The 21,584-nt window shown below is 71.1% G+C and carries 20 protein-coding genes; 2 read left to right on the top strand and 18 right to left on the bottom strand.

The genetic code is table 11. The annotated features are described in order from the left end of the window. Positions 1-108: 108 nt before the first annotated feature. The 3 genes from cobM to dprE2 are packed head-to-tail and all read right to left on the bottom strand — an operon-like array spanning position 109 to position 2,809. Positions 109-873: a precorrin-4 C(11)-methyltransferase gene (cobM, locus tag MYK68_RS09490; protein WP_247867747.1), complete on the bottom strand. Its 765-nt coding sequence runs from the start codon at positions 871-873 to the stop codon at positions 109-111. Then, positions 870-2,060 (bottom strand): precorrin-6y C5,15-methyltransferase (decarboxylating) subunit CbiE, encoded by a 1,191-nt coding sequence (gene cbiE / locus MYK68_RS09485; protein ID WP_247867746.1) that lies wholly within the window; start codon positions 2,058-2,060, stop codon positions 870-872. The genes cobM and cbiE overlap by 4 nt, the downstream gene beginning before the upstream one ends. Continuing rightward, on the bottom strand, positions 2,057-2,809 hold the full coding sequence (gene dprE2 / locus MYK68_RS09480) for a decaprenylphospho-beta-D-erythro-pentofuranosid-2-ulose 2-reductase (protein ID WP_247867745.1): 753 nt from the start codon (positions 2,807-2,809) through the stop codon (positions 2,057-2,059). Before dprE2 ends, cbiE begins: the two co-directional genes overlap by 4 nt. A 150-nt stretch (positions 2,810-2,959) precedes the next feature. On the opposite strand from dprE2, the gene MYK68_RS09475 reads away from it, so the two are divergent. Then, positions 2,960-3,367, top strand: a complete 408-nt coding sequence (locus tag MYK68_RS09475; RefSeq protein WP_247867744.1) for a pyridoxamine 5'-phosphate oxidase family protein — start codon at positions 2,960-2,962, stop codon at positions 3,365-3,367. On the opposite strand, the gene MYK68_RS09470 is transcribed toward MYK68_RS09475, so the two are convergent. Next, on the bottom strand, positions 3,354-4,478 hold the full coding sequence (locus MYK68_RS09470; RefSeq protein WP_247867743.1) for a M24 family metallopeptidase: 1,125 nt from the start codon (positions 4,476-4,478) through the stop codon (positions 3,354-3,356). The two genes, MYK68_RS09475 and MYK68_RS09470, sit on opposite strands and share 14 nt — an antisense overlap. Before the next feature lie 77 nt (positions 4,479-4,555). On the opposite strand from MYK68_RS09470, the gene MYK68_RS09465 reads away from it, so the two are divergent. After that, the gene (locus MYK68_RS09465; RefSeq protein WP_247867993.1) at positions 4,556-5,482 is read left to right on the top strand and encodes a 5'-3' exonuclease; all 927 of its coding nucleotides are present in this window, start codon (positions 4,556-4,558) and stop codon (positions 5,480-5,482) included. A gap of 158 nt (positions 5,483-5,640) precedes the next feature. Here MYK68_RS09465 and MYK68_RS20785 read toward each other — a convergent pair whose 3' ends face one another. The 14 genes from MYK68_RS20785 to MYK68_RS09390 all read right to left on the bottom strand — a co-directional run bounded on the left by MYK68_RS20785 (position 5,641) and on the right by MYK68_RS09390 (position 21,564). Further along, positions 5,641-6,534, bottom strand: coding sequence for a DUF4333 domain-containing protein (locus MYK68_RS20785; protein WP_283255291.1), 894 nt, complete (start codon positions 6,532-6,534; stop codon positions 5,641-5,643). Between the two features lie 23 nt (positions 6,535-6,557). Next, on the bottom strand, positions 6,558-9,398 hold the full coding sequence (locus tag MYK68_RS09450) for a DEAD/DEAH box helicase (RefSeq protein ID WP_247867742.1): 2,841 nt from the start codon (positions 9,396-9,398) through the stop codon (positions 6,558-6,560). A 21-nt stretch (positions 9,399-9,419) separates the two neighbouring features. After that, positions 9,420-10,343, bottom strand: coding sequence for a twin-arginine translocase subunit TatC (tatC, locus tag MYK68_RS09445; protein ID WP_247867991.1), 924 nt, complete (start codon positions 10,341-10,343; stop codon positions 9,420-9,422). A 72-nt stretch (positions 10,344-10,415) separates the two neighbouring features. Then, positions 10,416-10,694 carry a Sec-independent protein translocase subunit TatA gene (gene tatA, locus MYK68_RS09440; RefSeq protein ID WP_371307873.1) on the bottom strand — a complete coding sequence of 93 codons (279 nt, stop codon included), beginning with the start codon at positions 10,692-10,694 and terminating at the stop codon, positions 10,416-10,418. Positions 10,695-10,722: 28 nt separating this feature from the next. Continuing rightward, the gene (locus MYK68_RS09435; protein WP_247867741.1) at positions 10,723-10,992 is read right to left on the bottom strand and encodes a Sec-independent protein translocase family protein; all 270 of its coding nucleotides are present in this window, start codon (positions 10,990-10,992) and stop codon (positions 10,723-10,725) included. Positions 10,993-11,002: 10 nt separating this feature from the next. Beyond that, positions 11,003-11,965 carry a helix-turn-helix transcriptional regulator gene (locus MYK68_RS09430; RefSeq protein ID WP_247867740.1) on the bottom strand — a complete coding sequence of 321 codons (963 nt, stop codon included), beginning with the start codon at positions 11,963-11,965 and terminating at the stop codon, positions 11,003-11,005. Next, complete coding sequence (locus MYK68_RS09425) at positions 11,962-12,969, bottom strand: helix-turn-helix transcriptional regulator (protein ID WP_247867739.1); 1,008 nt, start codon at positions 12,967-12,969, stop codon at positions 11,962-11,964. Before MYK68_RS09425 ends, MYK68_RS09430 begins: the two co-directional genes overlap by 4 nt. A 16-nt stretch (positions 12,970-12,985) precedes the next feature. Next, positions 12,986-14,344 (bottom strand): Pup--protein ligase, encoded by a 1,359-nt coding sequence (gene pafA, locus MYK68_RS09420; RefSeq protein WP_247867738.1) that lies wholly within the window; start codon positions 14,342-14,344, stop codon positions 12,986-12,988. A gap of 5 nt (positions 14,345-14,349) precedes the next feature. Beyond that, complete coding sequence (prcA, locus tag MYK68_RS09415) at positions 14,350-15,063, bottom strand: proteasome subunit alpha (protein WP_247867737.1); 714 nt, start codon at positions 15,061-15,063, stop codon at positions 14,350-14,352. After that, complete coding sequence (prcB, locus tag MYK68_RS09410; protein ID WP_247867736.1) at positions 15,060-15,965, bottom strand: proteasome subunit beta; 906 nt, start codon at positions 15,963-15,965, stop codon at positions 15,060-15,062. The genes prcA and prcB overlap by 4 nt, the downstream gene beginning before the upstream one ends. After that, complete coding sequence (locus MYK68_RS09405) at positions 15,962-16,153, bottom strand: ubiquitin-like protein Pup (protein ID WP_247867735.1); 192 nt, start codon at positions 16,151-16,153, stop codon at positions 15,962-15,964. The genes prcB and MYK68_RS09405 overlap by 4 nt, the downstream gene beginning before the upstream one ends. Positions 16,154-16,236: 83 nt before the next feature. Then, positions 16,237-17,028: an aspartate/glutamate racemase family protein gene (locus tag MYK68_RS09400; RefSeq protein WP_247867734.1), complete on the bottom strand. Its 792-nt coding sequence runs from the start codon at positions 17,026-17,028 to the stop codon at positions 16,237-16,239. Between the two features lie 73 nt (positions 17,029-17,101). After that, positions 17,102-18,604, bottom strand: coding sequence for a depupylase/deamidase Dop (gene dop, locus MYK68_RS09395; RefSeq protein ID WP_247867733.1), 1,503 nt, complete (start codon positions 18,602-18,604; stop codon positions 17,102-17,104). Positions 18,605-18,855: 251 nt separating this feature from the next. Continuing rightward, positions 18,856-21,564, bottom strand: a complete 2,709-nt coding sequence (locus MYK68_RS09390; protein ID WP_247867732.1) for an ATP-binding cassette domain-containing protein — start codon at positions 21,562-21,564, stop codon at positions 18,856-18,858. Positions 21,565-21,584: the final 20 nt, after the last annotated feature.

Genomic DNA, 21,584 nt, shown 5'->3' with positions numbered 1-21,584 from the left:
TTCCTCACCGGCTCAACGGGCTGTTTGGGATGTTTGGGCCGGCGGGGCGGACTGTTGGGGACGTTTCGACCGAGTCGTTGCTTCGTTTCTCACCGGCGACACGGCTCGTCACGCATCGCGGCGGAGTTTGCTCATGCGGGCGTGGGAGTAGAGGTAGCTGTCGGTGATGTCCGACGACGCCGGGTCGAGGACGCGGCCGACGAAGATCACCGCGGTCTTGGTGATGCCCGCGTCCGCCAGCGCCGCGGCCAGCCCCGACAGTGGCGCCCGCACCACCTGCTCGTCGTCGCGCGAGGCGAAAGCGACTGTGGCCGTTGGGCAATCAGCACCGTAGTGCGGGGTGAGCGTGTCGACGATCGCCTCGGCGCGATGGGCCGCGAGGTGCAGGGCCAGCGTGACGCCGCTGCGCGCGAGGGAGGCGAGGTCCTCCCCCGGCGGCATGTCGGTGGAGAGCGTCGACACCCGGGTGATCAGCAGGCTCTGCCCGACACCCGGCACCGTGAGTTCGGTGTCGAGAGCCGCCGCGGCGGCGGCGAACGCCGGCACGCCCGGCACCAGCTCGTACGCGATGCCGAGTTCGCGGAGCCGTCGCTGCTGCTCGGTGAGCGCGGAGTAGATCGAGAGATCCCCGGAGTGCAGTCGGGCGACGTCGTGTCCGGCGGCATCGGCGTCGGCCAGGTGCGCGACGATCTGGTCGAGCGGCATCCGCGCGGTGTCGACGGTGACCGCTCCCGCGGGCAGCAGGTCCAGGAGCTCGGCCGGAACCAGCGAGCCCGCATACAGGCAGGTCCCGCAGCGCGCGAGCAGGCGTGCGCCGCGCACGGTGATCAGATCCGCCGCGCCGGGCCCGGCGCCGATGAAGTACACGGTCACCGGGTCACCACCCACTGCACCACCGGCAGCGACGGCCGCCAGGTGGTCATCGTGCCCAGCGCGCCGGCCCGTTCCAGACTCAGCCGGATCAGCTCGCCGCCGTACTCGGCGTGCGCGGCGACCAGAAGCCGCTCGGTCTCCAGGGTCACCGCGTTCGCGACCAGGCGGCCGCCGGATTCGAGTGCCGCCCAGCAGCTTTCGAGGACATCGGCGTCGAGGCCGCCCCCGGCGAAGATCGTGTCCGGGTCGGGCGCGCCGCCGAGGGCGCCCGGTACCGAACCCGCGATCGTGAGGCGGTCGGCGACGCCGTGCTCGCGGGCGTTGAGCTCGATGCGCGCGGCCCGTACCAGGTCGGCTTCGAAGGCGGTCGCCCGCCCGGACCGGGTCTGCCGCAGCCATTCGATCGCGATGCTGCCCGAACCGGCGCCGATGTCCCAGAGCATCTGGCCCTCGGCGGGAGCGAGTGCGCACACCGTCAGGGCTCGGATCGGTTGTTTGGTCAGCTGGCCGTCGTGCGCGTAGTCGGCGTCCGGGCGCCCCGGCGCGTTCGACAGCGCGGGCCCCGCGCACTCGAGTGCCACGATGTTGAGGGCCGGTATGTCACCGACGTCCCAGCTGTGGGCGTGACCGGTGACGATCGACTCGTCCACCCCGCCCAGGTCACCGAGGACCGTCATCGACGACGACCCGAAACCCTTGCGCCGCAGCAGATCCGCGATCAGGCCGGGCGAATCCGCACCCCGCGAGAGCACCAGCAGGCGGGCCCCGTCGGTCAGCGCGGGGATCAGCACCTCCGGGTCTCCGGTGACGAGGCTGCGCACGCCCGTCCGGGCCAGATCCCAGCCGAGCCGGGCCGCCGCCAGGGACACCGATGACGACGATCCGAACACCGTGACGTTCTCCGGTCCGACGCGCCGCACCACGCTCGCCGCGAGCCCGTGAAACATCGGATCACCGCTGGCGAGGAGGTGCACGGTGTCGTCACCGTCGCCGGCGATGAGCCGGTCCAGGTGCTCCGACATCGGCGACGCCCACGGAATCGTCTGCGCCGCAAGACGATCCGGCAGCAGCGCCAGCTGGCGCCCGGATCCGTAGATCGTCTCGGCGCTCTCCAGCTCGGCCTGCGCGTGATGGCTCAAACCGTCCCAGCCGTCCGCGCCGATCCCGACCACCACGAAGTGTGTCATCGCGGCAGCCTCCGCCAGATCGCGCGCGGCAGCAGCCGCATGACGAAGAAGACCGGCCGCAGCCGCCCCGGGATCCAGACCTCGCCGCGGCCCTTGCGGTAGGCGGTGGCGACGGCGTCCGCCACCTGGCCGGCGGTGACCGACATCGGCGCGGGTTCGACGCCCGTCGCCATCAGCTCGGCGGTCATGTTCCCGATCACGAAGCCCGGGCGGGCCAGCAGGACGTGCACGTTGCTGCCGGACAACGCGTCGGCGAGGCCGCTCGCGAAGCCATCGAGCCCGGCCTTGGTGGAGCCGTAGACGTAGTTGGCGCGTCGTACCCGCACCCCGGCCACCGAGGAGAAGACGATCACCGTGGAGTCCCCGGGCTGCGCGCGCAGTGCGTTGACCAGCAGCGTGATGACGCTGATCTGCGCGTAGTAGTCGGTGTGGGCGATCGCCAGCGCGTGCTGGACGTCGGTCTCGGCGCGCCGGGCGTCGCCGAGGATCCCGAAGGCCACGATCGCGATCTCGATCGGTCCGTACGTGTCCGCCAGGGAGCGCACCAGCGCCGGGTGCGAGGCCACGTCGTCGGCGTCGAACGCGACGGTGCTCACCCCGGTCGCACCGGCGGCCCGCAGCGCCTCGCACTCGGCGGCGAGGTCGTCGGGCCGGCGCGCGGCCAGGATCACCTTCTTGCCCGCAGCGAGGCGCGCCGCGGTGGCCACCCCGATCTCACTGCGCCCGCCGAACACCACGATCGTTCCCACCCGTGCAGTATTTCAGGCTTCGGCTCGGGCTCCTACTCGCCCGGTGGTTCCTGAGCGGAGTCGAAGGGTGGTTCCTGAGCGGAGTCGAAGGGTGGTTCCTGAGCGGAGTCGAAGGGCTCAGCCGCCGAAAGGAGTCACTACAGTCGAGGCATGGCGCGCACCGTTGACGATCTGAGCCCCGAAGCCCACACCCTCCTGCACGACTACCACCTCGCCTCGCTCACCACGCTGCGCGCCGACGGCACCCCGCACGTGGTGGCGGTCGGCCTCACATTCGACGGCGCGACCGGGACGGCGCGGATCATCACGTTCGACGGCAGCCAGAAGGTGCGCAACGCCGAGCGCGGCGGGTACGCGGCACTGACGCACGTCGACGGTCCCCGGTGGCTCACCCTGGAGGGGCCGGCGCGGGTCCGGCGCGAGCCGGAGCAGGTGCGCGACGCCGAGCGCCGGTACGCGGAGCGTTACCGAGAGCCGAGGCCGAATCCGAGACGCGTGGTGATCGAGGTCGACGTGGCCCGGGTGCTCGGCTCGGCGGGGATGTTCACAGCCGGGTGAGCCCGTGCGGGCGGGTGTTCAGCGACTCGGCGCCGTCGTCGGTGATCACGACGATGTCCTCGATCCGGGCGCCCCACTGCCCCGGGAAGTAGATCCCCGGTTCCACCGAGAACGCCATACCCGGGCGAAGCACCAGGTCGTTGCCCTCGACGATGTAGGGCTCCTCGTGCACGGACAGGCCGATGCCGTGTCCGGTGCGGTGGATGAAGTTCCCGGCCAGGCCCGCTTCCGCCAGGACCGATCGCGCGGCGGCATCGATGCTCTCCGCGGTCGCGCCGGGGCGCGCGGCCGCCACCGCCGCGGCCTGTGCCCGCTCGAGCACGGCGACGGCCGCGCCGATCTGGCCGGGCGGCTCGCCGAAGCAGTAGGTCCGGGTGCTGTCGGAGTTGTAGCCCGCGCCGACCGGGCCGCCGATGTCGATCACCACGATGTCGTCGGGTCCGATCAGCCGCGGCGACTGCTCGTGGTGCGGGTCGGCGCCGTTCGGGCCGGAGCCGACGATCACGAATTCGGCCTCGTGGTGGCCCTCGGCGACGATCGCGGCGGCGATGTCGGCGGCCACCGCCGCCTCGGTCCGGCCGGGCCGCAGCCACTCGCCCATCCGGGCGTGCACCCGGTCGATGGCGGCACCGGCGGCGCGCAGCTCGGCGATCTCGGCGTCGTCCTTGATCATCCGCATCTCACGCAGCACCGGCGTCGCGAGCCGGATGGGTACGCTAGTGCGCTCGCCCAGCGGGATCACGTGCAGCGCGGGGAGGGCGTCGGAGACGGCGAGCGCGGCGTCATCGCCGAGCCCGTCGAGCGCGAGGGCGTACGGGTCGTCGCCGTCGACCCAGTCGTGCACCGCGAGTCGCAGGTCGCCGATCGCCGAATCGCGCAGCGTCGCCAGCTCCATCCGCGGTGCGATGAGCCGGGGCGGAGACGACGCCGGGATCACCAGGGCGGTGAGCCGCTCGAAGGTGTCGGCGACCGCCCCGGTCAGGTACCGCAGGTCCGGGCCGGTGCCGACGACGAGCGCGTCCAGCCCGGCGTTCACGGTCAGCTCCGCGGCGCGGGCCAGCCGTCGCGCGTAGACGTCGGAATCGAATCGGGAGGCGGGACCGTGAGCCATGGCCCCACAGTATCGGTCGCCCCGCGCCGGATATGGCCCCGCGCCGGATGTGACACAGTGTGGCCATGGGAAAGCTGATGCTGCTCGACGGTGCGAGCCTGTGGTTCCGCTCCTTCTACGCGCTCCCGGAGAAGATGACCTCCCCCGACGGACGGCCGGTCAACGCGGTGCGCGGCTTTCTCGACACCATCGCCGCACTGGTGACGGCGCACCAGCCGACGCGCCTGGTGGTGTGTCTCGACCTGGACTGGCGCCCGGCGTTCCGGACCGACCTGATCCCGTCGTACAAGGCGCACCGGGTCGCGGAGGGCGGAGACGGGCTCGCCGAGGAGGTGCCCGACACGCTGACGCCGCAGGTCGACATGATCCTCGACGTGCTGCGCTGCGCGGGTCTGGAGACCGGCGGTGCGGCCGGCTGCGAGGCCGACGACGTGATCGGCACTCTCACGTTCGGCGAGGCGGTCGACGACGTGCTGGTCGTGAGCGGCGACCGCGACCTGTTGCAGGTGGTGGCCGACGACCCGGTCGCCGTGCGTGTCCTGTACGTCGGCCGGGGCCTGGCGAAAGCCGAACTGATGGGCCCGGAGGAACTGGCCGGCAAATACGCGCTGCCGGTCGCGCGTGCCGGGGCGGCGTACGCCGAGATGGCGATTCTGCGCGGCGACCCGTCCGACGGGCTGCCCGGGGTGAAGGGCATCGGCGACAAGACCGCGGCGAAGCTCATCACCCAGTTCGGGTCACTCGACGCACTGGAATCCGCTGCGCGGCAAGGTGATATGCCGATCTCTCCGCGTATCGCCGGTGCCCTCGACGACGCCGCGGACTACCTGGGCGCGGCGCGCACCGTGGTCGCGGTGCGCACCGACGCGCCCGTCGCCTTCGGCCGCGGCGACGACCTGCTGCCCGCCGCACCCGAGGACGCCGCCGGCCTGGACGCGCTGGTCGCCGAGTTGGGCATCGACGCCAGCGTCGGGCGGCTGTCGGCGGCCCTCGGCTGGGCCTGAGCGGCCGGTCGAGGGGTGCGTTTCGACACGGACTCGCCTAACGGATCGTCCGGCTCAACGGGCTAGACGACTGCTCGTCGGGCGGGACGGCTGCTGGAGACAATCCCCGACAGCCCGCCCCGCCGACCCGAGACGAACCACCAGGCGTCGGGTCCGCGTTAGTTCGCGGGCTTGGAGACCTCGTAGGTGCCGTCGTTGTCGGTGACGCGAACGGTGACCAGTTTGTTCTGGCCGCCGACGGAGACCGAGCAGGTGAAGGTCTCGCCCTTGCGTACCTTCTTGCCGGACGGGCAGCTCACGTCCTTCACGTCGTCCAGGCCGTAGCCCGACGCCGAGTTCTTGTCGGTGAGCACCTGGTGGACGCCCCTCTGCAAGGCGTCCTGCGAGAGCGTCTTGGTCCCCCAACCGGGCCACACGAACGCCGACAGCGCCACCAGGGCCGCGACGATGACGATCACGACCGCCAGCACGATCCACAGCACCTTGCGGGACCGCCGCTTCGGGGCGGGCGCCGCCGATTCGGTGCCGGTGTCGCCGGGAGCGGCCGCCGGGTTCTCCAGCGCCTGCGTTCCGTAGTCGCCCACGGCGGCCGGCACGACCGAGGTCTGACCGTCGATCGGGCCGTACTCGTGTGCTCCGGTCGAGACGATCGCGGTCTGGCCATCGGCCGGCTCCGGCGCCCGTCGGCGGCCCGGACGCGGCTCGCCGTACTGCGGTGCCGGCCCCTGCGCGGGCGGCCCCTGTGGCGGCGGTCCCTGCGGCGGGTAACCGGGAGGGACGGGGGGACCACCGTGGCGGCCCGGCACCTGCGGCGGCGCACCGTACTGGGGCCCGGTCGGCGGACGCTGACCGGGCGCCGGTGCACCGTACGGTGCCGGCCCGGGCGCGGGCCGCTGCCCGGGCGGCGGGCCGTATGCGGGCGGACCGTATCCGGGACCCGGTCGCGGCGGGCCCGGCTGCGGCGGCGGACCGGGCTGCGGCTGTCCGTGCCGGGGAGGGCCGGGCGGCCGGCCCCAGGGGGACGGCTGCTGGGGGTCGTTCGGGGTGGTCACGGCCGTCACACTACCGCAGGCGGTCAGTCGAGATCGGCAGCCACGACGCCGCGCCGCAGACTCTTCGCGGCGCGGCGGGCCACCGCGGCCAGCGGGTCGTCCGGCCCGACGCTGCTGCGGATCTGCTCGAGCAGATCGATCACCTGCCGGTTCCAGCGAACGAAGTCGCCCGGCGACAGCAGGTTGCCGCCGGCCGCCGCGGCGGTCAGCGCCTCCTGCAGCGACCGGCCGTGCGCCCACGCGGAGACGGGCCCGCAGAATCCGGTGTCCGGCTCGCGCGTGGTCAGCGTCTCCGAACCGCCCGAGTGCCGGGCCTGCACCTCGTTGGTGGCCGCCCAGACCTCGAGGGTGGCGGTCAGCGCATCGCGCAGTTTCGGGTTGCCCGGCATCGCGTCCACACCGCCGCCGTAGGCATCGCGCCGCGATTGATAGACCATCGCCGACACCACCGCCGCCAGTTCCGGTGCGCTCAGCCCGTGCCAGATCCCGGCGCGGATGCACTCGGCGACCAGCAGGTCGGTCTCGGCGTAGATGCGGCGCAGCACATCACCGGTCGGCGTCACCCGCAGGCCGCCGCGCCCGTCGGACTCCAGGTACCCGAGCTCGCGCAGCACCGCGGTGACCACGTCGAAGTCCTCTTCCAGACGGGACTTCCGCTCGGTGATCGACCGCTCCAGGCTCTCCACGTCGCGCAGCTGCCGGTTGCGCCGCTCCCCCAGTCGCAGCAACTCGTCCACGCCGCCGCGCACCTTCCCCTTCGCTCCGGCCGCCGCGTGCAGCGGGTGCGCCCGCAGTGCGGCGCGCAGGGCCACCAGTTCCGGATCGACGCCCTTCTCCTTGGTCCGCTTCCCGGCGCGGCCGACCGGGCGTGCGATACCGCTCGCCTGCAGCGCCTGCGCCAGCCGGTGCCGGCCGCGTCCGGTCCGGGTGTCCATGTCTCGTGGGATGCGCAGGTGCCCGAGCACCTCGGGCGGGTTCACGAAGTCGTCGGCGCCGACCCGCGTGGTCCAGCCGTCGTCGACCAGCACCAGCGGCCTCGGATCGTTCCGCTGCTGCGCCGGATCGACGACGACGGCCAGTCCACGGTGGCGGCGGACACTGACCGCGATCACCTGCCCGCGTTTGAGCGCGGCGAGGTCGTCGGCCACCGCCGACTCCTCCTCGACGCGGCGCGCGAAACGCACCTCGCGCTCGCAGCGGCGGATGTCCTCGCGCAGCGTGAGGTACCCCAGGAGGCCGGCGTACCGGTCGGTGGGCGCGTCGGGATCGGGGCCGTCGAGGGCGATCCCCGGATCCAGGCCGGCCTTCTCGGCGAGAGCGACCAGTTCCTGATCGAGGCCGCGCAGGCGCCGTCGTGCGTGATCGAGTTGCCGCGCCTGCCCGACCAGGGTGCGGTCGGTCTGGAACTGCGCGAAGGAGCGGCGCAGCAGATCGCGCGAGCCGTCGACGCCGAGGCGGTCGATCAGGTTGAGCACCATGTTGTATTCCGGTGCGAACGAACTGCGCAGCGGGAAGGTGCGCGCGCCGGCGAGTCCGGCGACCCGGTCCGGGATCACCTCGGGCGACCACAGCACCACGGCGTGCCCCTCGACGTCGATGCCGCGGCGGCCGGCCCGCCCGGTGAGCTGCGTGTACTCGCCGGGAGTCAGGTCGACGTGGGCCTCGCCGTTGTACTTGACCAGCCGTTCCAGGACCACCGACCGGGCAGGCATGTTGATGCCGAGCGCCAGCGTCTCGGTCGCGAAGACGATGCGGGTGAGGCCACGAACGAAGAGTTCCTCGACCGCTTGCCGGAACATCGGGAGCATGCCGGCGTGGTGGGCGGCGAACCCGCGGCGCAGTCCGGCCCACCAGTCGTCGACGCCCAGCACCGCGGCGTCGCCCGGGGCGAGGTCGGCGAGATGCCGCTGCACGATCTCGTCGACGAGAGCGACCTCGTCGGGTTCCAGCAGGTTCAGGTCGCTGCGCAGACACTGGGTGAACGCCGTCTCGCAGCCCTTTCGGGAGAAGATGAAGTCGATCGCGGGCAGCAGGCCGTCGTCGTCGAGGAGCCGGATCAGCTTGGGCCGGGGCAGGCCCGAACCGCCGCGGCGCCGCCGGTCGACGCGTCCGCGGTAGCGGCCCACCGGGTCGTCGCCGGAATCCGGTTCGGCCAGGGCCCGCTGCTTGATGTAGCGGGTCAGCTCCGGGTTCACCTGGCGGCGGCCCCCGCCCGAATCTCCTCTGCCGGACTCGCGCGGATCGAAGAGCTCGAACATCCGGCTGCCGACCAGCATGTGCTGGTGCAGTGGCACCGGCCGGTGCTCGTCGACGATCACCTCGGTGTCGCCGCGCACGGTGGTGATCCAGTCGCCGAACTCCTCGGCGTTGCTCACCGTCGCCGACAACGACACCACCGCGACGTCGGGATCGAGGCCGAGGATCACCTCCTCCCAGACGGCGCCGCGGAAGCGATCGGCCAGGAAGTGCACCTCGTCCATCACCACGAACGACAGCCCGGTCAGCGCGGGCGAGTTCGCGTAGATCATGTTGCGCAACACCTCGGTGGTCATCACCACCACCGGGGCCGACGAATTGATCGAGTTGTCGCCGGTCAGCAGACCGACGTGTTCGGCACCGTGGACGTCGAGCAGATCGTGGTACTTCTGATTGCTCAGCGCCTTGATCGGCGTGGTGTAGAAACACTTGCCGCCGCGTGCGAGCGCGAGAAACACGGCGAACTCCCCGACCACCGTCTTACCCGCGCCCGTCGGGGCACACACCAGAACGCCGCGGTCGTCCTCGAGGGCCGCGCAGGCGTCACGCTGGAAGTCATCGAGCGGAAAAGAGAGGGTGTCGGCGAACCGCCGCAGCTGGGTGCTCATCCCCTCCAGGATGCCACGGCGTCAGAGCACCTCGTCGTACATACCGGTGCGGCGCGCGCCCCGGGCGATCGGTGCGGGCGCGGCGATCGGGGCCGGAGCCTCGATGCGGGTCGCCCGATCGCCGGAATCGGCGGGTCCGTCGATCGGGGAGGCCTCGTCGTCGCCCACCTGCAGCCATTCCGGACGCTTGCGGCCCTTCCGCTTGTCGTGGATGCGGGCGAACTGGATCGCGAACTCCAGCAGCACCGACAGCGCGAGCGCCAGCGCGGTCATGGTGAACGGGTCGCCGCTGGGGGTGGCGACGGCGGCGAACACGAACATCCCGAAGATCAGCCCGCGCCGCCACTTCTTGAGGCGCTCGTACCCCAGCACCCCGGTCAGGTTCAGCGCCACGATCAGCAGCGGCAGCTCGAAGCTGACACCGAAGATCAGCAGCAGATGCAGCATGAATCCGAAGTACTGGTCACCGGCGAGCGCCGTGACCTGCACCTCGTTGCCGACGGTGAGCAGGAACTCGAAGGCCTTGGCGACCACGAAGTAGGCCAGCACCGCCCCGGCGACGAACAGCACCGAGGCCAGCGAGACGAACCACGCGGCGTACCGGCGTTCGTGCTTGTGCAGCGCCGGGGTGATGAACCGCCACAACTCGAACAGCCAGACCGGGCAGGCCAGCACGATGCCGGCGGTCAGCGCCACCTGGAGGCGCAGCATGAACTGGTCGAACGGACCGGTGGCGAGCAGACGGCACTCGTCGCCGGGGGTGATCGACGCCCGCGACGACGCGGGCAGGTCGCAGTAGGGGCCGCGCAGGAGTTCGCCGAGGGACTCGATGCGCCAGACACCGTGCGTGTACCAGAAGAAGCCGACGATCGTGGTGACGAGGATCGCCAGGATCGAGACCACCAGGCGATAACGGAGTTCGTAAAGGTGCTCGGCCAACGGCATCGAGCCGTCGGGATTGACCTTGCTACGCCGCCGTCTCGGATCCAGACGGCGCAGCAGTGCGGGGGCGGGCACTCAGGAGTCGGCGCGTTCTTGCGCCGACCGGGACACCGGATCGGCCGCGGTCTCGGCGGGGTGCTGCTCGGACGACGGGAGTTCGCGCGGGGCCTCGGGCTTCGGCGCGGGCGCGGTCTCGGACGGCTTGTCGTCCTTCTGCATCTCGCTCATCTCGGATTTGAGGATGCGCATCGAGCGGCCCAGTCCGCGCGCGGCGTCAGGGAGCTTCTTCGAGCCGAAGATCAGTATCAGCGCGATGATGATGACGATCCAGTGCCAGGGCTGCATTGCACCCACAGGGTCTACCTCCGCATAGTCCCGGGATTCAGCGGTCGGATCCCGGATTCCTGGGTTCCATGCTACCCGAACCGGGACCGGTGCCCGGCGGCGGCGGAAACCGGCCCGGCGGGTACCCGCCGGGCGGCGGCCCCGGCGGCGGGTACTGGCCGGGCTGCGGCCACGTGGGCGGGACCGGCGGTGGGGCCGACGTGCGGTTCGATCGGACGATCACCACGACGACCGCCGCGATGATCCCGAAGAACAGCACGGCGACACCGAACAGGATGATCACGTGCCACGGCTGGATTGCGCCCATCGGAGTCCTTCTATCGCGGGTAACGGTCTCGGGCCGCCGCGGCGGAGGCGGCGACCAGTTCGCGCACCCGGCGGCTGCCCGCGTCGCCGGAGACCAGGCGCACCCGGCCGCCGAAGCTCTGCAGCAGGCGGGCGAGCCATTCGTCGGACGCGTAGGTGAGTTCGGCGAGCAGCGGCGCACCGGGATCGTCCGATGGATCACTCAGCGGGCGCGCCTGGTAGTACTCGGCCACCCAGAAGGCATCCGGATCGATCTCGATCCGGGCGACGGGCATGGTCTCGTCGTGCACCGGGAGGGCGATCGGCTGGGCCGTCTCGTCGGCGGGCGGGCGGGCCGGTTCGTCGAGCACGGCGGCCTCGCGCACCCGGTCGAACCGGAAGAGACGCCGGCCGTCCGACTCGCGGCACCACGCATCGAGGTAGCTGTGGCCGTCGATCACCTCGACGCGGATCGGGTCGACGACGCGCTCGGTCACCGTGTCGCGACTGTAGGTGTAGTACCGCAGCGCCAGCGCCCGGCGGCGGGCGACGGCCTCGCGGATGGTCGACGACGACGGCAGCTCCCCGGGCCCGGCACCGTCGTCGGCGACCACCGTCCGCGACGCCCCGGCCGCCTCCTCCACCTTGGCGATCGCCCGCCGCACCGCATCGGGGTCGAGGGCGCCCCGGGCGTCGAGCAGCATGCGCAGCGCCACCAGCAGCACGTTCGCCTCGGTACCGGTGAGCCGCAGCGGCCGGTCCATGCCGGCGGTGAAGACGACGTTGACGTAGCCGTCCCAGAACTGGATGTCGATCAGGTCGCCGCCGGCGTGCCCGGGCAGGCCGCAGACGAAGAGCTGGTTGAGATCGGATTCCAGCTGATCCTGGGTGAGTCCGAGTTCGGCGGCGGCCACCGACAGCTCGATGCCGGGGCGGGCCTGGAAGTACGGGACCATCGCCAGCAGGCGGGAGAAGCGGCTCGGGGCGGCGGTCATCGCGGATCTCCTTCGTGGGCCGGGGCGAACGCCGCGGTGAGCGCGTCCAGTTCGGCGACCACCGCCGCGCGCAGGTCGGGCGGATCGAGGACGACGACGTCGCGCCCCGCCGCCAGCACCGTCCGGATCAGCCACGACCGTGACCTGATCGCGACGGTCGCCTCCTGCCCGGGTTCACCGCCCCATTCGCGGTCGACGACGTCGGTGGCGTCGCGCCGCAGATCCCAGGCGCGACCCTCCGCGAGCCACACCCGGGCGGTCGACGGCTCGCCCGCCGAAGCGCGGTCGACGGCCGCGGCGACCAGCGCCGACAGGTCGGTGCCCTCCGGCGCCGTCACCTCGCCGGCGCCGCCGATCGCCCGCACATCGGAGATCCGGGACACCCGGAAGGTCCGGGTCGCGTCGCGGTCGCGGTCGTACCCGACCACGTACCAGCGGCCCGAGTTGGTCACCACTCCCCACGGTTCCAGCGTCCGCTCGCTCGCCGTCGGGCCCGAGCGGTGGGTGAAGGTCACGGCCCGGCCGTCGCCGACCGCGGCCAGCAGCGCGCGCACCGCGCGCTCGTCGCCCATGGACCGGCCGCCGCCGGTCTGGCCGAAGCCGAGTTCCTCGGGCGGGGTGACGTCGATGCCCGCGGCCTTCAGTTTCAGCACCGCGGTCTGCGATTCGACGGCCACGTCCGGGTCGTGCCAGAGCGCGGCGGCCGCGGCGATCACCGCGGCCTCGTCCTCGGTGAGGCTGATGTCCCGCAGGGCGTAGTGCTCGGGCAGGATCCGGTATCCCTCGTCGCCACCCATCGGCGGGTACCCGGTCTCCACCGGGATGCCGAGCGCGCGCAACTCGTTCTTGTCCCGTTCGAGCATCCGCTTGAACGACTCCGGCGACTGCTCGGTGTCCTTGTAGCCGACGATGTTGGTGCGCAGATATTCGGCGGTCACGAACGTCTTCGCCGACATCAGGCAGATGACGAGATTGAGCAGACGCTCGTTCTTGGAAGTGGCCACCCGCCGATTCTATGCGTCACATGGCGGCGATCAGGCGTTCGACGCGCTCGTCGACGTTCCGGAACGGGTCCTTGCACAGGACGGTGCGCTGCGCCTGGTCGTTCAGCTTCAGGTGCACCCAGTCGACGGTGAAATCGCGCTCGGCCGCCTGCGCGGCGGTGATGAATTCGCCGCGCAGTTTGGCCCGGGTGGTCTGCGGCGGCAGGTCGACGGCCTCGTCGATCGCCTCGTCGGTGGTGACCCGCGCCGCCAGCCCCTTGCGGGTGAGCAGGTCGAACACGCCGCGGCCGCGCCGGATGTCGTGATACGCGAGGTCGAGCTGGGCCAGCTTCGGGTGCGACAGGTCGAAGCCGTAGCGGTCCTGGTAGCGCTGAATCAGCTTGCGCTTGATCACCCAGTCGATCTCGGTGTCGACGCCGCTGAAGTCGCCGGATTCGACGGCGTCGAGTACCCGGCCCCACAGGTCGACGACCTGGTCCATCACCGGGTCGGGGGTGCGCTGGGCCAGGTGAACGACGGCCCGGGCGTGGTATTCGCGCTGAATCGACAGCGCGGTGGCGGTCCGCCCGCCGGCCAGCCGGATCTCCCGGCGCCCGGTCGTGTCGTGGCTGATGTCACGGATGGCCCGGATCGGATTGTCGAGCGCGAAGTCGCGGAAACTGATCCCCGACTCGATCATCTCCAGCACCAGCAGCGCCGAGCCGACCTTGAGCATGGTGGTGGTCTCGGACATGTTGGAGTCGCCGACGATCACGTGCAGGCGGCGGTACTTCTCGGCGTCGGCGTGCGGCTCGTCGCGGGTGTTGATGATCGGCCGCGAGCGGGTGGTCGCCGACGAGACGCCCTCCCAGACGTGATCGGCGCGCTGGGAGAGGCAGAACTTCGACTCGTGCCCGACGCTCAGGATCTTGCCCGCGCCGCAGATCAGCTGCCGGGTCACCAGGAACGGCAGCAGGACGTCGGAGACGCGGCCGAACTCGCCGGTGCGGGAGACCAGGTAGTTCTCGTGGCAGCCGTAGGAGTTGCCTGCCGAGTCGGTGTTGTTCTTGAACAGGTAGATGTCGCCGCCGATGCCCTCGTCGGCGAGCCGCTGCTCGGCGTCGATCAGCAGGTCTTCCAGGATCCGTTCCCCGGCGCGGTCGTGGGTCACCAGCTGACGCACCGAATCGCATTCGGCGGTCGCGTACTCCGGGTGCGAGCCCACATCGAGGTAGAGCCGGGATCCGTTGGGCAGGAACACGTTCGACGACCGGCCCCACGCGACGACGCGCCGGAACAGGTAGCGGGCCACCTCGTCCGGGCTCAGCCGGCGCTGCCCCTCGAAAGTGCAGGTGACCCCGAATTCGGTTTCGATTCCCATGATCCGGCGTTCCATGGCGCTCACTCCTGTTCCAACAGTTCGGTGACCCGCGCATCGGTCAGCCGTACGAAGGCGCGACGGGGCCGGGCGCGATCGAGGATCGCGACCTCGAGTTCTTGCGGCGACGGCGCGGCGGGCGCACTCTCCTTGTCGGCGGCGTCGCGCGCGGCCAAGGCCGAGACGGCGATCGACAGCGCCTGCGGCAGCGGCAGATCCGGCTCGTAGCGGTCCTTCATCGCGGCCACGATGGGCTCGGTGGTGCCGCCCATGACCAGGAAGGTACTCTCGTCGACGATCGAACCGTCGTACGCGATGCGGTATAGCTGCGACGGCGTGGCCGCGCCCGGGCGGGCCACCTCCGCCACGCACAGCTCCACCTCGTACGGCTTGGGCTGTTCGGTGAAGACGGTGCCGAGCGTCGTCGCGTAGGCGGTCGCGAGGGAGAGACCGCTGACGTCGGCGCGGTCGTAGCTGTAGCCGCGCAGGTCGGCCAGCTGGATCCCGGCGCGCCGCAGCGACTCGAATTCGTTGTACTTGCCGACCGCGGCGAAGCCGATACGGTCGTAGATCTCGCTCACCTTACGCAACGCGGACGACGGATTGTGCGCGACGAACAGGACGCCGCCGGCACAGGTCAGCGCGATCACGCTGCGGCCCCGCGCGATGCCCTTCCGGGCGAGTTCCGAACGATCGCGCATGATCTGTTCGGCGCTGGCGTAGTACGGGAAGGTCATCGCGCCTGCTCCTCGTCGGCGGCATCCGTGCGGTGATCGGCGCTGCGGCGCGCGATGACGGCCTGCGCGGCGGCGGCGATCTCGGGCTCACCGATCTCGACGGCGCCGGAGGTCTCCACCCGGACCGCGGTCGGGAAGATCCGCCGGATCAAGTCCGGTCCCCCGGTCGCGGAGTCGTCGTCGGCGGCGTCGTAGAGCGCTTCGGTGGCCAGCGCCAGCGCCTCGGACGCGGTGACTCCGGGCCGATAAAGCTTCTTGAGCGACGATCGGGCGAACACCGAACCGGAACCGATCGCGTCGTAGCCGGCGTGTTCCTCGTGCCGGGCACCGGCGACGTCGAACGTGAAGATCCGTCCAGGCGCGGCCGGATCGGCGCCCGGATCGACACCGACCAGCAGCGGCAGCGCGGCGAGGCCCTGCATGGCGGCACTCAGGTTGCTACGCACCATGGTCGCCAGCCGCGACACCTTGCCGTCGAGGGTGAGCGGTACGCCCTCGATCTTCTCGTAGTGCTCGAGTTCGACGGTGAAGAGTTTGACCAGCTCGAACGCGATGCCCGCGGTGCCGGCGATCCCGGCGGCCGAGTGGTCGTCGGTGACGAAGACCTTCTGGACGTCGCGCGTGGCGATCAGGTTGCCCATCGTCGAACGACGGTCGCCGGCCAGGACTACCCCGCCGGGGTACGCGACGGCGACGATCGTCGTGCCGTGCGGAATCGCGTCACTCACTCCCTGCGCCGGTCCGATCGCTCCCTGCGCCGGTCCGATCGCTCCCGGAGCGCCCCCGATCGCTCCCTGAGCCTGTCGAAGGGACCCCGGCAGCCGATCGGGCGCCGCGGCACGGAGGAATTCGCTGAACGACGAGATGTCGGGTCCCGCCGACGAGCCGGGACGCCCCGTCACTGGCCGCCCTTCTGGACGTAGGCGCGGACGAAGTCCTCGGCGTTCTCCTCCAGCACGTCGTCGATCTCGTCGAGCAAGTCATCGGTCTCGCCGGCGAGCTTCTCGCGGCGCTCCTGACCGGCGGCCCCACCGCCGATCGCGTCGTCGTCTCCGCCGCCTCCGCCGCGCTTGGTCTGCTCCTGCGCCATCGCCTGTCCTCCTTCGCGAGTTCCCCTGTGCGTCTACCCTACTGGCCGCACCGGACCGGCCGCGGCAATCGGTCGCCCGCGCCTCAGATGTAGCCGGTGAACGGCCGCTTCACCACGGCGCTCTGCACCCAGTCGATCATCGTCACGAAGTCGAAGACCGGGAGGCCGACGGCCCGCTGCACGGCGTACGACGTCGGCGGGAACAGCGTGCATTCGAGGAGGAACGCGCCGATGTCCGGGTCGTCGTCGACCATCTGCCGGGCGACGGCGACGATCTCCCGCTCGAGCTTCTTCGGGTTGTAGCCGCCGCTGTCGACGAGGATCTCGTCGTTCAGCTCCGGAATGTCGGAGATGCGGCCGCCGGCGATCACCAGCCGCGACAGGTCGGTGATTCCGGAGTGCGCCAGCGCCGCCGAGTCGGGCAGCACCTCGCCGTCGGCGCAGATGATCGCGACCTTCTTGCGCGGCGGCAGGCTGTTCAGGATCAGCGGGAGCTGCATCAGGCTGGACAGGAAGCAGGGCACGTCCACCGCGTCGCGGATCTGCGGCTGATAGTTGGCGAAGTATCCGCAGGCGCCGATGATGGCGCGGCAGCCCTGCGCTTCGAGTTCCCGCGCCGCCTCGATCAGCTCGGTCAGCACCGCATCGTTGGCCTGGGTGCCGACCACATTGGCGATGCTGGCGGCGCCGACCGGCCGGTAGTGCACCGGATAGGCGAAGCTGGTGGCGTTCTCGACGCTGCCCGGCGGGAAGGTGTAGCCGGCGACGCCGAACAGCAGGATCCCGATCGCGACGCCGCCGAAAGCGCGGCCCGGTCTGTTCGGCACCACCTCGTCGGCGTATTCCGAACTCGGCACATACATCGGCTCCGACAACGACAGTCCTTCCCTCACGCTCCGACCGATGCGAATGCTAGTCAGCGGTGGGCGGCTACCGGCCGGTTCGGCGTCAGCTGGTCAGCGCGGCGACCAGTTCCTCCGCGGACGACGCCGCGTCGAGCAGATCGCCCACCATCTCCTTGGTGCCGCGCAGCGGTTCGAGCGTGGGGATGCGGATCAGCGAGTCGCCGCCGAGATCGAAGATCACCGAATCCCAGCTGGCCGCGGCCACGTCGGCGCCGAAGCGGCTGACGCACTGGCCGCGGAAGTACGCGCGAGTGTCCTCCGGCGGATGAGTGATGGCGTGGCGGACCTGATCCTCGGTGATCAGCCGCCGCATCGAACCGCGGGCGACGAGGCGGTTGTAGAGGCCCTTGTCGAGCCGGACGTCGGAGTACTGCAGGTCGATCAGCTGCAGCCGCGACGCACCCCAGGTAAGGCCCTCACGCTGGCGGAAGCCCTCGAGGAGACGGAGCTTGGCCGGCCAGTCGAGGATCTCGGCGCACTCCATCGGGTCGCGTTCCAGCTTGTCGAGCACGTCCGCCCAGGTCTCGATGACGTGCCGGGCCCGCTCGTCGTCGGCATGGTGCTTGTCGTGGAAGGCGCTGACCCGCGCCAGGTATTCCCGCTGCAGGGCCAGTCCGGTGAGCTCGCGGCCGTCGGCCAGCGCGACCGTCGCGGTCAGCGTCGGGTCGTGGCTGATGGTGTGTACCGCCTGGACCGGCCAGGCCAGGGACAGGTCCGCGAGGTTGACCCCGGCCTCGATCAGGTCGAGCACCAGCGCGGTGGTGCCCACCTTGAGATAGGTGGCGGTCTCGGCGAGGTTGGCGTCGCCGATGATCACGTGCAGGCGGCGGTACTTGTCCGGCTCGGCGTGCGGCTCGTCGCGGGTGTTGATGATGCCGCGCTTGAGGGTGGTCTCCAGCCCGACCTCCACCTCGATGTAGTCGGCGCGCTGACTCAGCTGATACCCGGCCTCCTCCCCCGCCTGCCCGATCCCGACCCGGCCCGATCCGCAGATCACCTGACGCGAGGCGAAGAACGGCATCAGGCCGGTGACGATCGCATCGAACGACGTCCGCCGGTCCATCAGGTAGTTCTCGTGGGTGCCGTACGACGCACCCTTGCCGTCGATGTTGTTCTTGTACAGCTGCAGCTTCGGTGCGCCGGGCACGCTCGCGACGTACCGGGCGGCCTCCTCCATCACCCGTTCACCGGCCTTGTCCCAGATCACCGCGTCGAGCGGGTCGCGGACCTCGGGCGCGGAGTATTCGGGATGCGCGTGGTCGACGTAGAGGCGCGCACCGTTGGTGAGGATCATGTTCGCGGCGCCGATCTCGTCGGCGTCGATGATCGGCGCCGGTCCGCGGTGTCCGCCGAGGTCGTAGCCGCGGGCGTCGCGCATCGGCGACTCGACGTCGTAGTCCCAGCGGGTGCGATGTTCGCGCCGCGGCACCTTGGCCGCGGCCGCGTAGGCGAGCACCGCCTGCGTCGAGGTCATGATCGGGTTGGCGGTCCGGTCTCCGGGTGCTGAGATTCCGTACTCCACCTCGGTGCCGATGATGCGATCCATGCGTCCCAGCCTAAGCGGTGGCGTCCGCCGTCGACCATCGGCGTCGCCGAGATCCGGATGCTCGCGGTCGGCCGGCTAATGCACCTGGAATCGGGCTTCGTTTCGGCAACCTCCTCGCCCCATGGGGCTCGGAGGTGCTCAACCGGCGACATAAGAGCACTCGCACGTGCTCAACGGGCGACACGAACCCGCTCGCAGGTGCTCAACGGGCGAGACAGAAAGCACTCGGAGGTGCTCGGCCGGCTGCCCGGTCAGTGCTTCTTGAGACGCAGGCGGCTGTAGATGAACCCGAGGAGCAGGATGCTCATCAGGGCCAGCACTCCGTAGGAGATCAGCGCGTGTGCGAGCGTCGGCTCCCACATCGAGTACAGGATCGGCGCGTTCGGGTCGCCCGCGTTCTTCTCCGACGGCCTGACCTGCGGTGCGTACGCCGTCGCCGGGAGGTTCACCGCCTGCGCGCCGTTCGCGTATCCCCAATAGCTCGGGAAGATCCATGACAGCTGCTTGGCACCCTGCGCGGCGATCGGGAACAGGCCGCCGCAGAACACCAGCTGCACCATCACCACGATCACCAGCGGCGGCATCGTCTGTTCGTTGGAGCGGACCGCCGCCGAGATCGCGAGGCCGATCAGCGCGCTCACCACGGCCAGCGCCGCGACCGCGAGGAAGAGCGTCAGCGCGGGCGGGATCGACGGCGGATCCTGGCCGGGCGGAGTGATGTCCTCGGCGGTCGGCATGGCCCGCACGCCGTAGCAGAGCCCCACCATGATGGCGGCCTGCACGACGGCCAGCACGCCGAAGACCAGCACCTTCGCCGACAGGTAGGCGCCCGGGCGCAGACCGACCGCGCGTTCCCGCTCGAAGATCGCCCGCTCGCCGACCAGGTCGCGCACGGTCAGCGCCGCACCCATGAACGCCGCGCCGATGATCAGCACCACCAGGATCTGCAGCGGTTCCGTCGGGTCCTTCGGCGGCGCCCCAGGCGTACCGCCGCCCGGCATCTGCGCTCGCAGGCCGAAGCCCTCGCCACCGGGAATCACCATCGTCAGCAGACCGAGGACGATCGGCAGGAGGATCAGGAACACCAGATAGCCGCGGTCGGCGAAGATCAGCCGCCACTGCCGCCGGGACACGGTGCTGAGCTGCCGGCCCGACGACGCCTGCGATACCACGACCGGCGGCCCGGCGGGCGGTGGCGCCTGCGGCGCCGTCTGGTGCGGATGCCGCTGCCGGTAGTTCGCCCAGACCTGGTCCGGATGCGCGGTGACGGTCTCGAAGATCTCCGCCCAGTCGTCGGTGCCGAGTTCGGCCTTCTTGAGCTTGGGGTCGCCGCAGTAGGCGGTCTTGCCGCCCGGTGCCAGGAGCAGCACCTGATCGCAGATCTCCAGGTGGGCCACCGAGTGGGTCACCACCAGCACCACGCGGCCGGCGTCGGCCAGGTCGCGGAGCGTCTTCATCACCTGGCGGTCGAGCGCCGGGTCGAGTCCGGAGGTGGGCTCGTCGAGGATCAGCAGCGACGGGCCGGTCAGCAGCTCCATCGCGACCGACGCACGCTTGCGCTGGCCGCCGGACAGCTTGTCGATGCGGGTCTGCGCGTGCTCGGTGAGCGAGAGCTCGGCGAGCACGCCGTCGATCACCTGGTCGCGGTCATGCGTCGAGAGATCGGCGGGCAGCCGCAGTTCGGCGGCGTAGCGCAACGCCTGGCGGACGGTCAGTTTGCTGTGCAGGACGTCGTCCTGCGGCACCATGCCGATACGGTTGCGGAGCGCTTCGTACTCGTCGTGCACGCCGCGGCCCTCGAACGACACCCGGCCGACCGTCGGGCTGTTGAGGCCGGCGGCGATCTTCGACATCGTCGACTTGCCCGCGCCGGACGGGCCGATGATCGCGGTGAGCGTGCCCGGACCGGCCTGGAACGAGATGTCGTTGAGCAGCACCTTGCCGCCCTCGACGGTCAGGCCGATGCCGTCGACCTCCAGGCCGCCGCTGACCATCGCCTTGGCGCGGCCGCGGATCAGGTTGCCCTCGGAGACGACGAAGTCGCTGTTACCGATCGTGACGACGTCGCCCTCGCGCAGCGGCTGGCGGCGGATGCGCTGGCCGTTGACGAAGGTGCCGTTGACGCTGCCCAGATCCTCGATGAGCAGGCCCTGGCCGTTCGCCGTCAGCCGGGCGTGACGGCGTGAGGCGAGGACGTCGGAGACGACGATGTCGTTCTCCGGGGTGCGGCCGATGGACTTGACGCCGGACAGCGCGATCGACTCGCGGCCGCCGCGCAGGTCACCGGGGACCTCGAAGATCGCCGACGCGTTGTTGTGCAGGGCGGCCAGGTGCGGGGCGTCGGGCAGCTTCCCGAAGGCCGGGGCGGCCGGGCGCATGCCGCCGGCCGGTCGTACCGGAGGATGCGGCGGCTGGGGCGCCGGAGGCTGCGAAGGCTGGGGTGTGGTGGCCGGCGGCCGCTGCTGCGCCGGGACCGGACGCGACGGCGGCTGTGCGGGCATCGGCTGCGACGGCGGTTGCGCGGGCATCGGCCGGGACGGCGGCGCCTGCTGAGCCGGGGTGGGCCGCGACGGCATACCCGGCGGCTGGGCCGGCATCGGCCGGGACGCCGGCGGCTGCTGCGCGGGAACGGGCCGAGACGGGGCGGCGGCCGGCGCCGGGGTGATCTCGACGACGGGCCCGAGCGCCGCGTCGCCGACCCGGATCACGACGGGGCCGCGGATCGCGAGCCGCGTGACCTTCGCCCCGCCGGAGAAGAAGCCGTTGGTGCTGCCACGATCGGCGACGATCCAGCCGTCCGGGCCCCACTCGAAGCCGAGATGGGTCCGCGAGACCAGCGGATTGTTGAGGGTGACCGTATTGTCCGGGGTCCGGCCCAGGGTCGCCGGCGAAGCGGTGACCACCTGGACCGGCCCGGAGTCGATACGGACGTGCAGTGGCGTCGGTCCTGGGCGATTCATCACCGATCACCCTAAGGCAC

It is taken from the genome of Gordonia sp. PP30, assembly GCF_023100845.1.
Lineage (GTDB): Bacteria > Actinomycetota > Actinomycetes > Mycobacteriales > Mycobacteriaceae > Gordonia.
The sequence above is the reverse complement of the archived record's forward strand: the minus strand, read 5'-3'. Positions and strand labels throughout refer to the sequence as shown.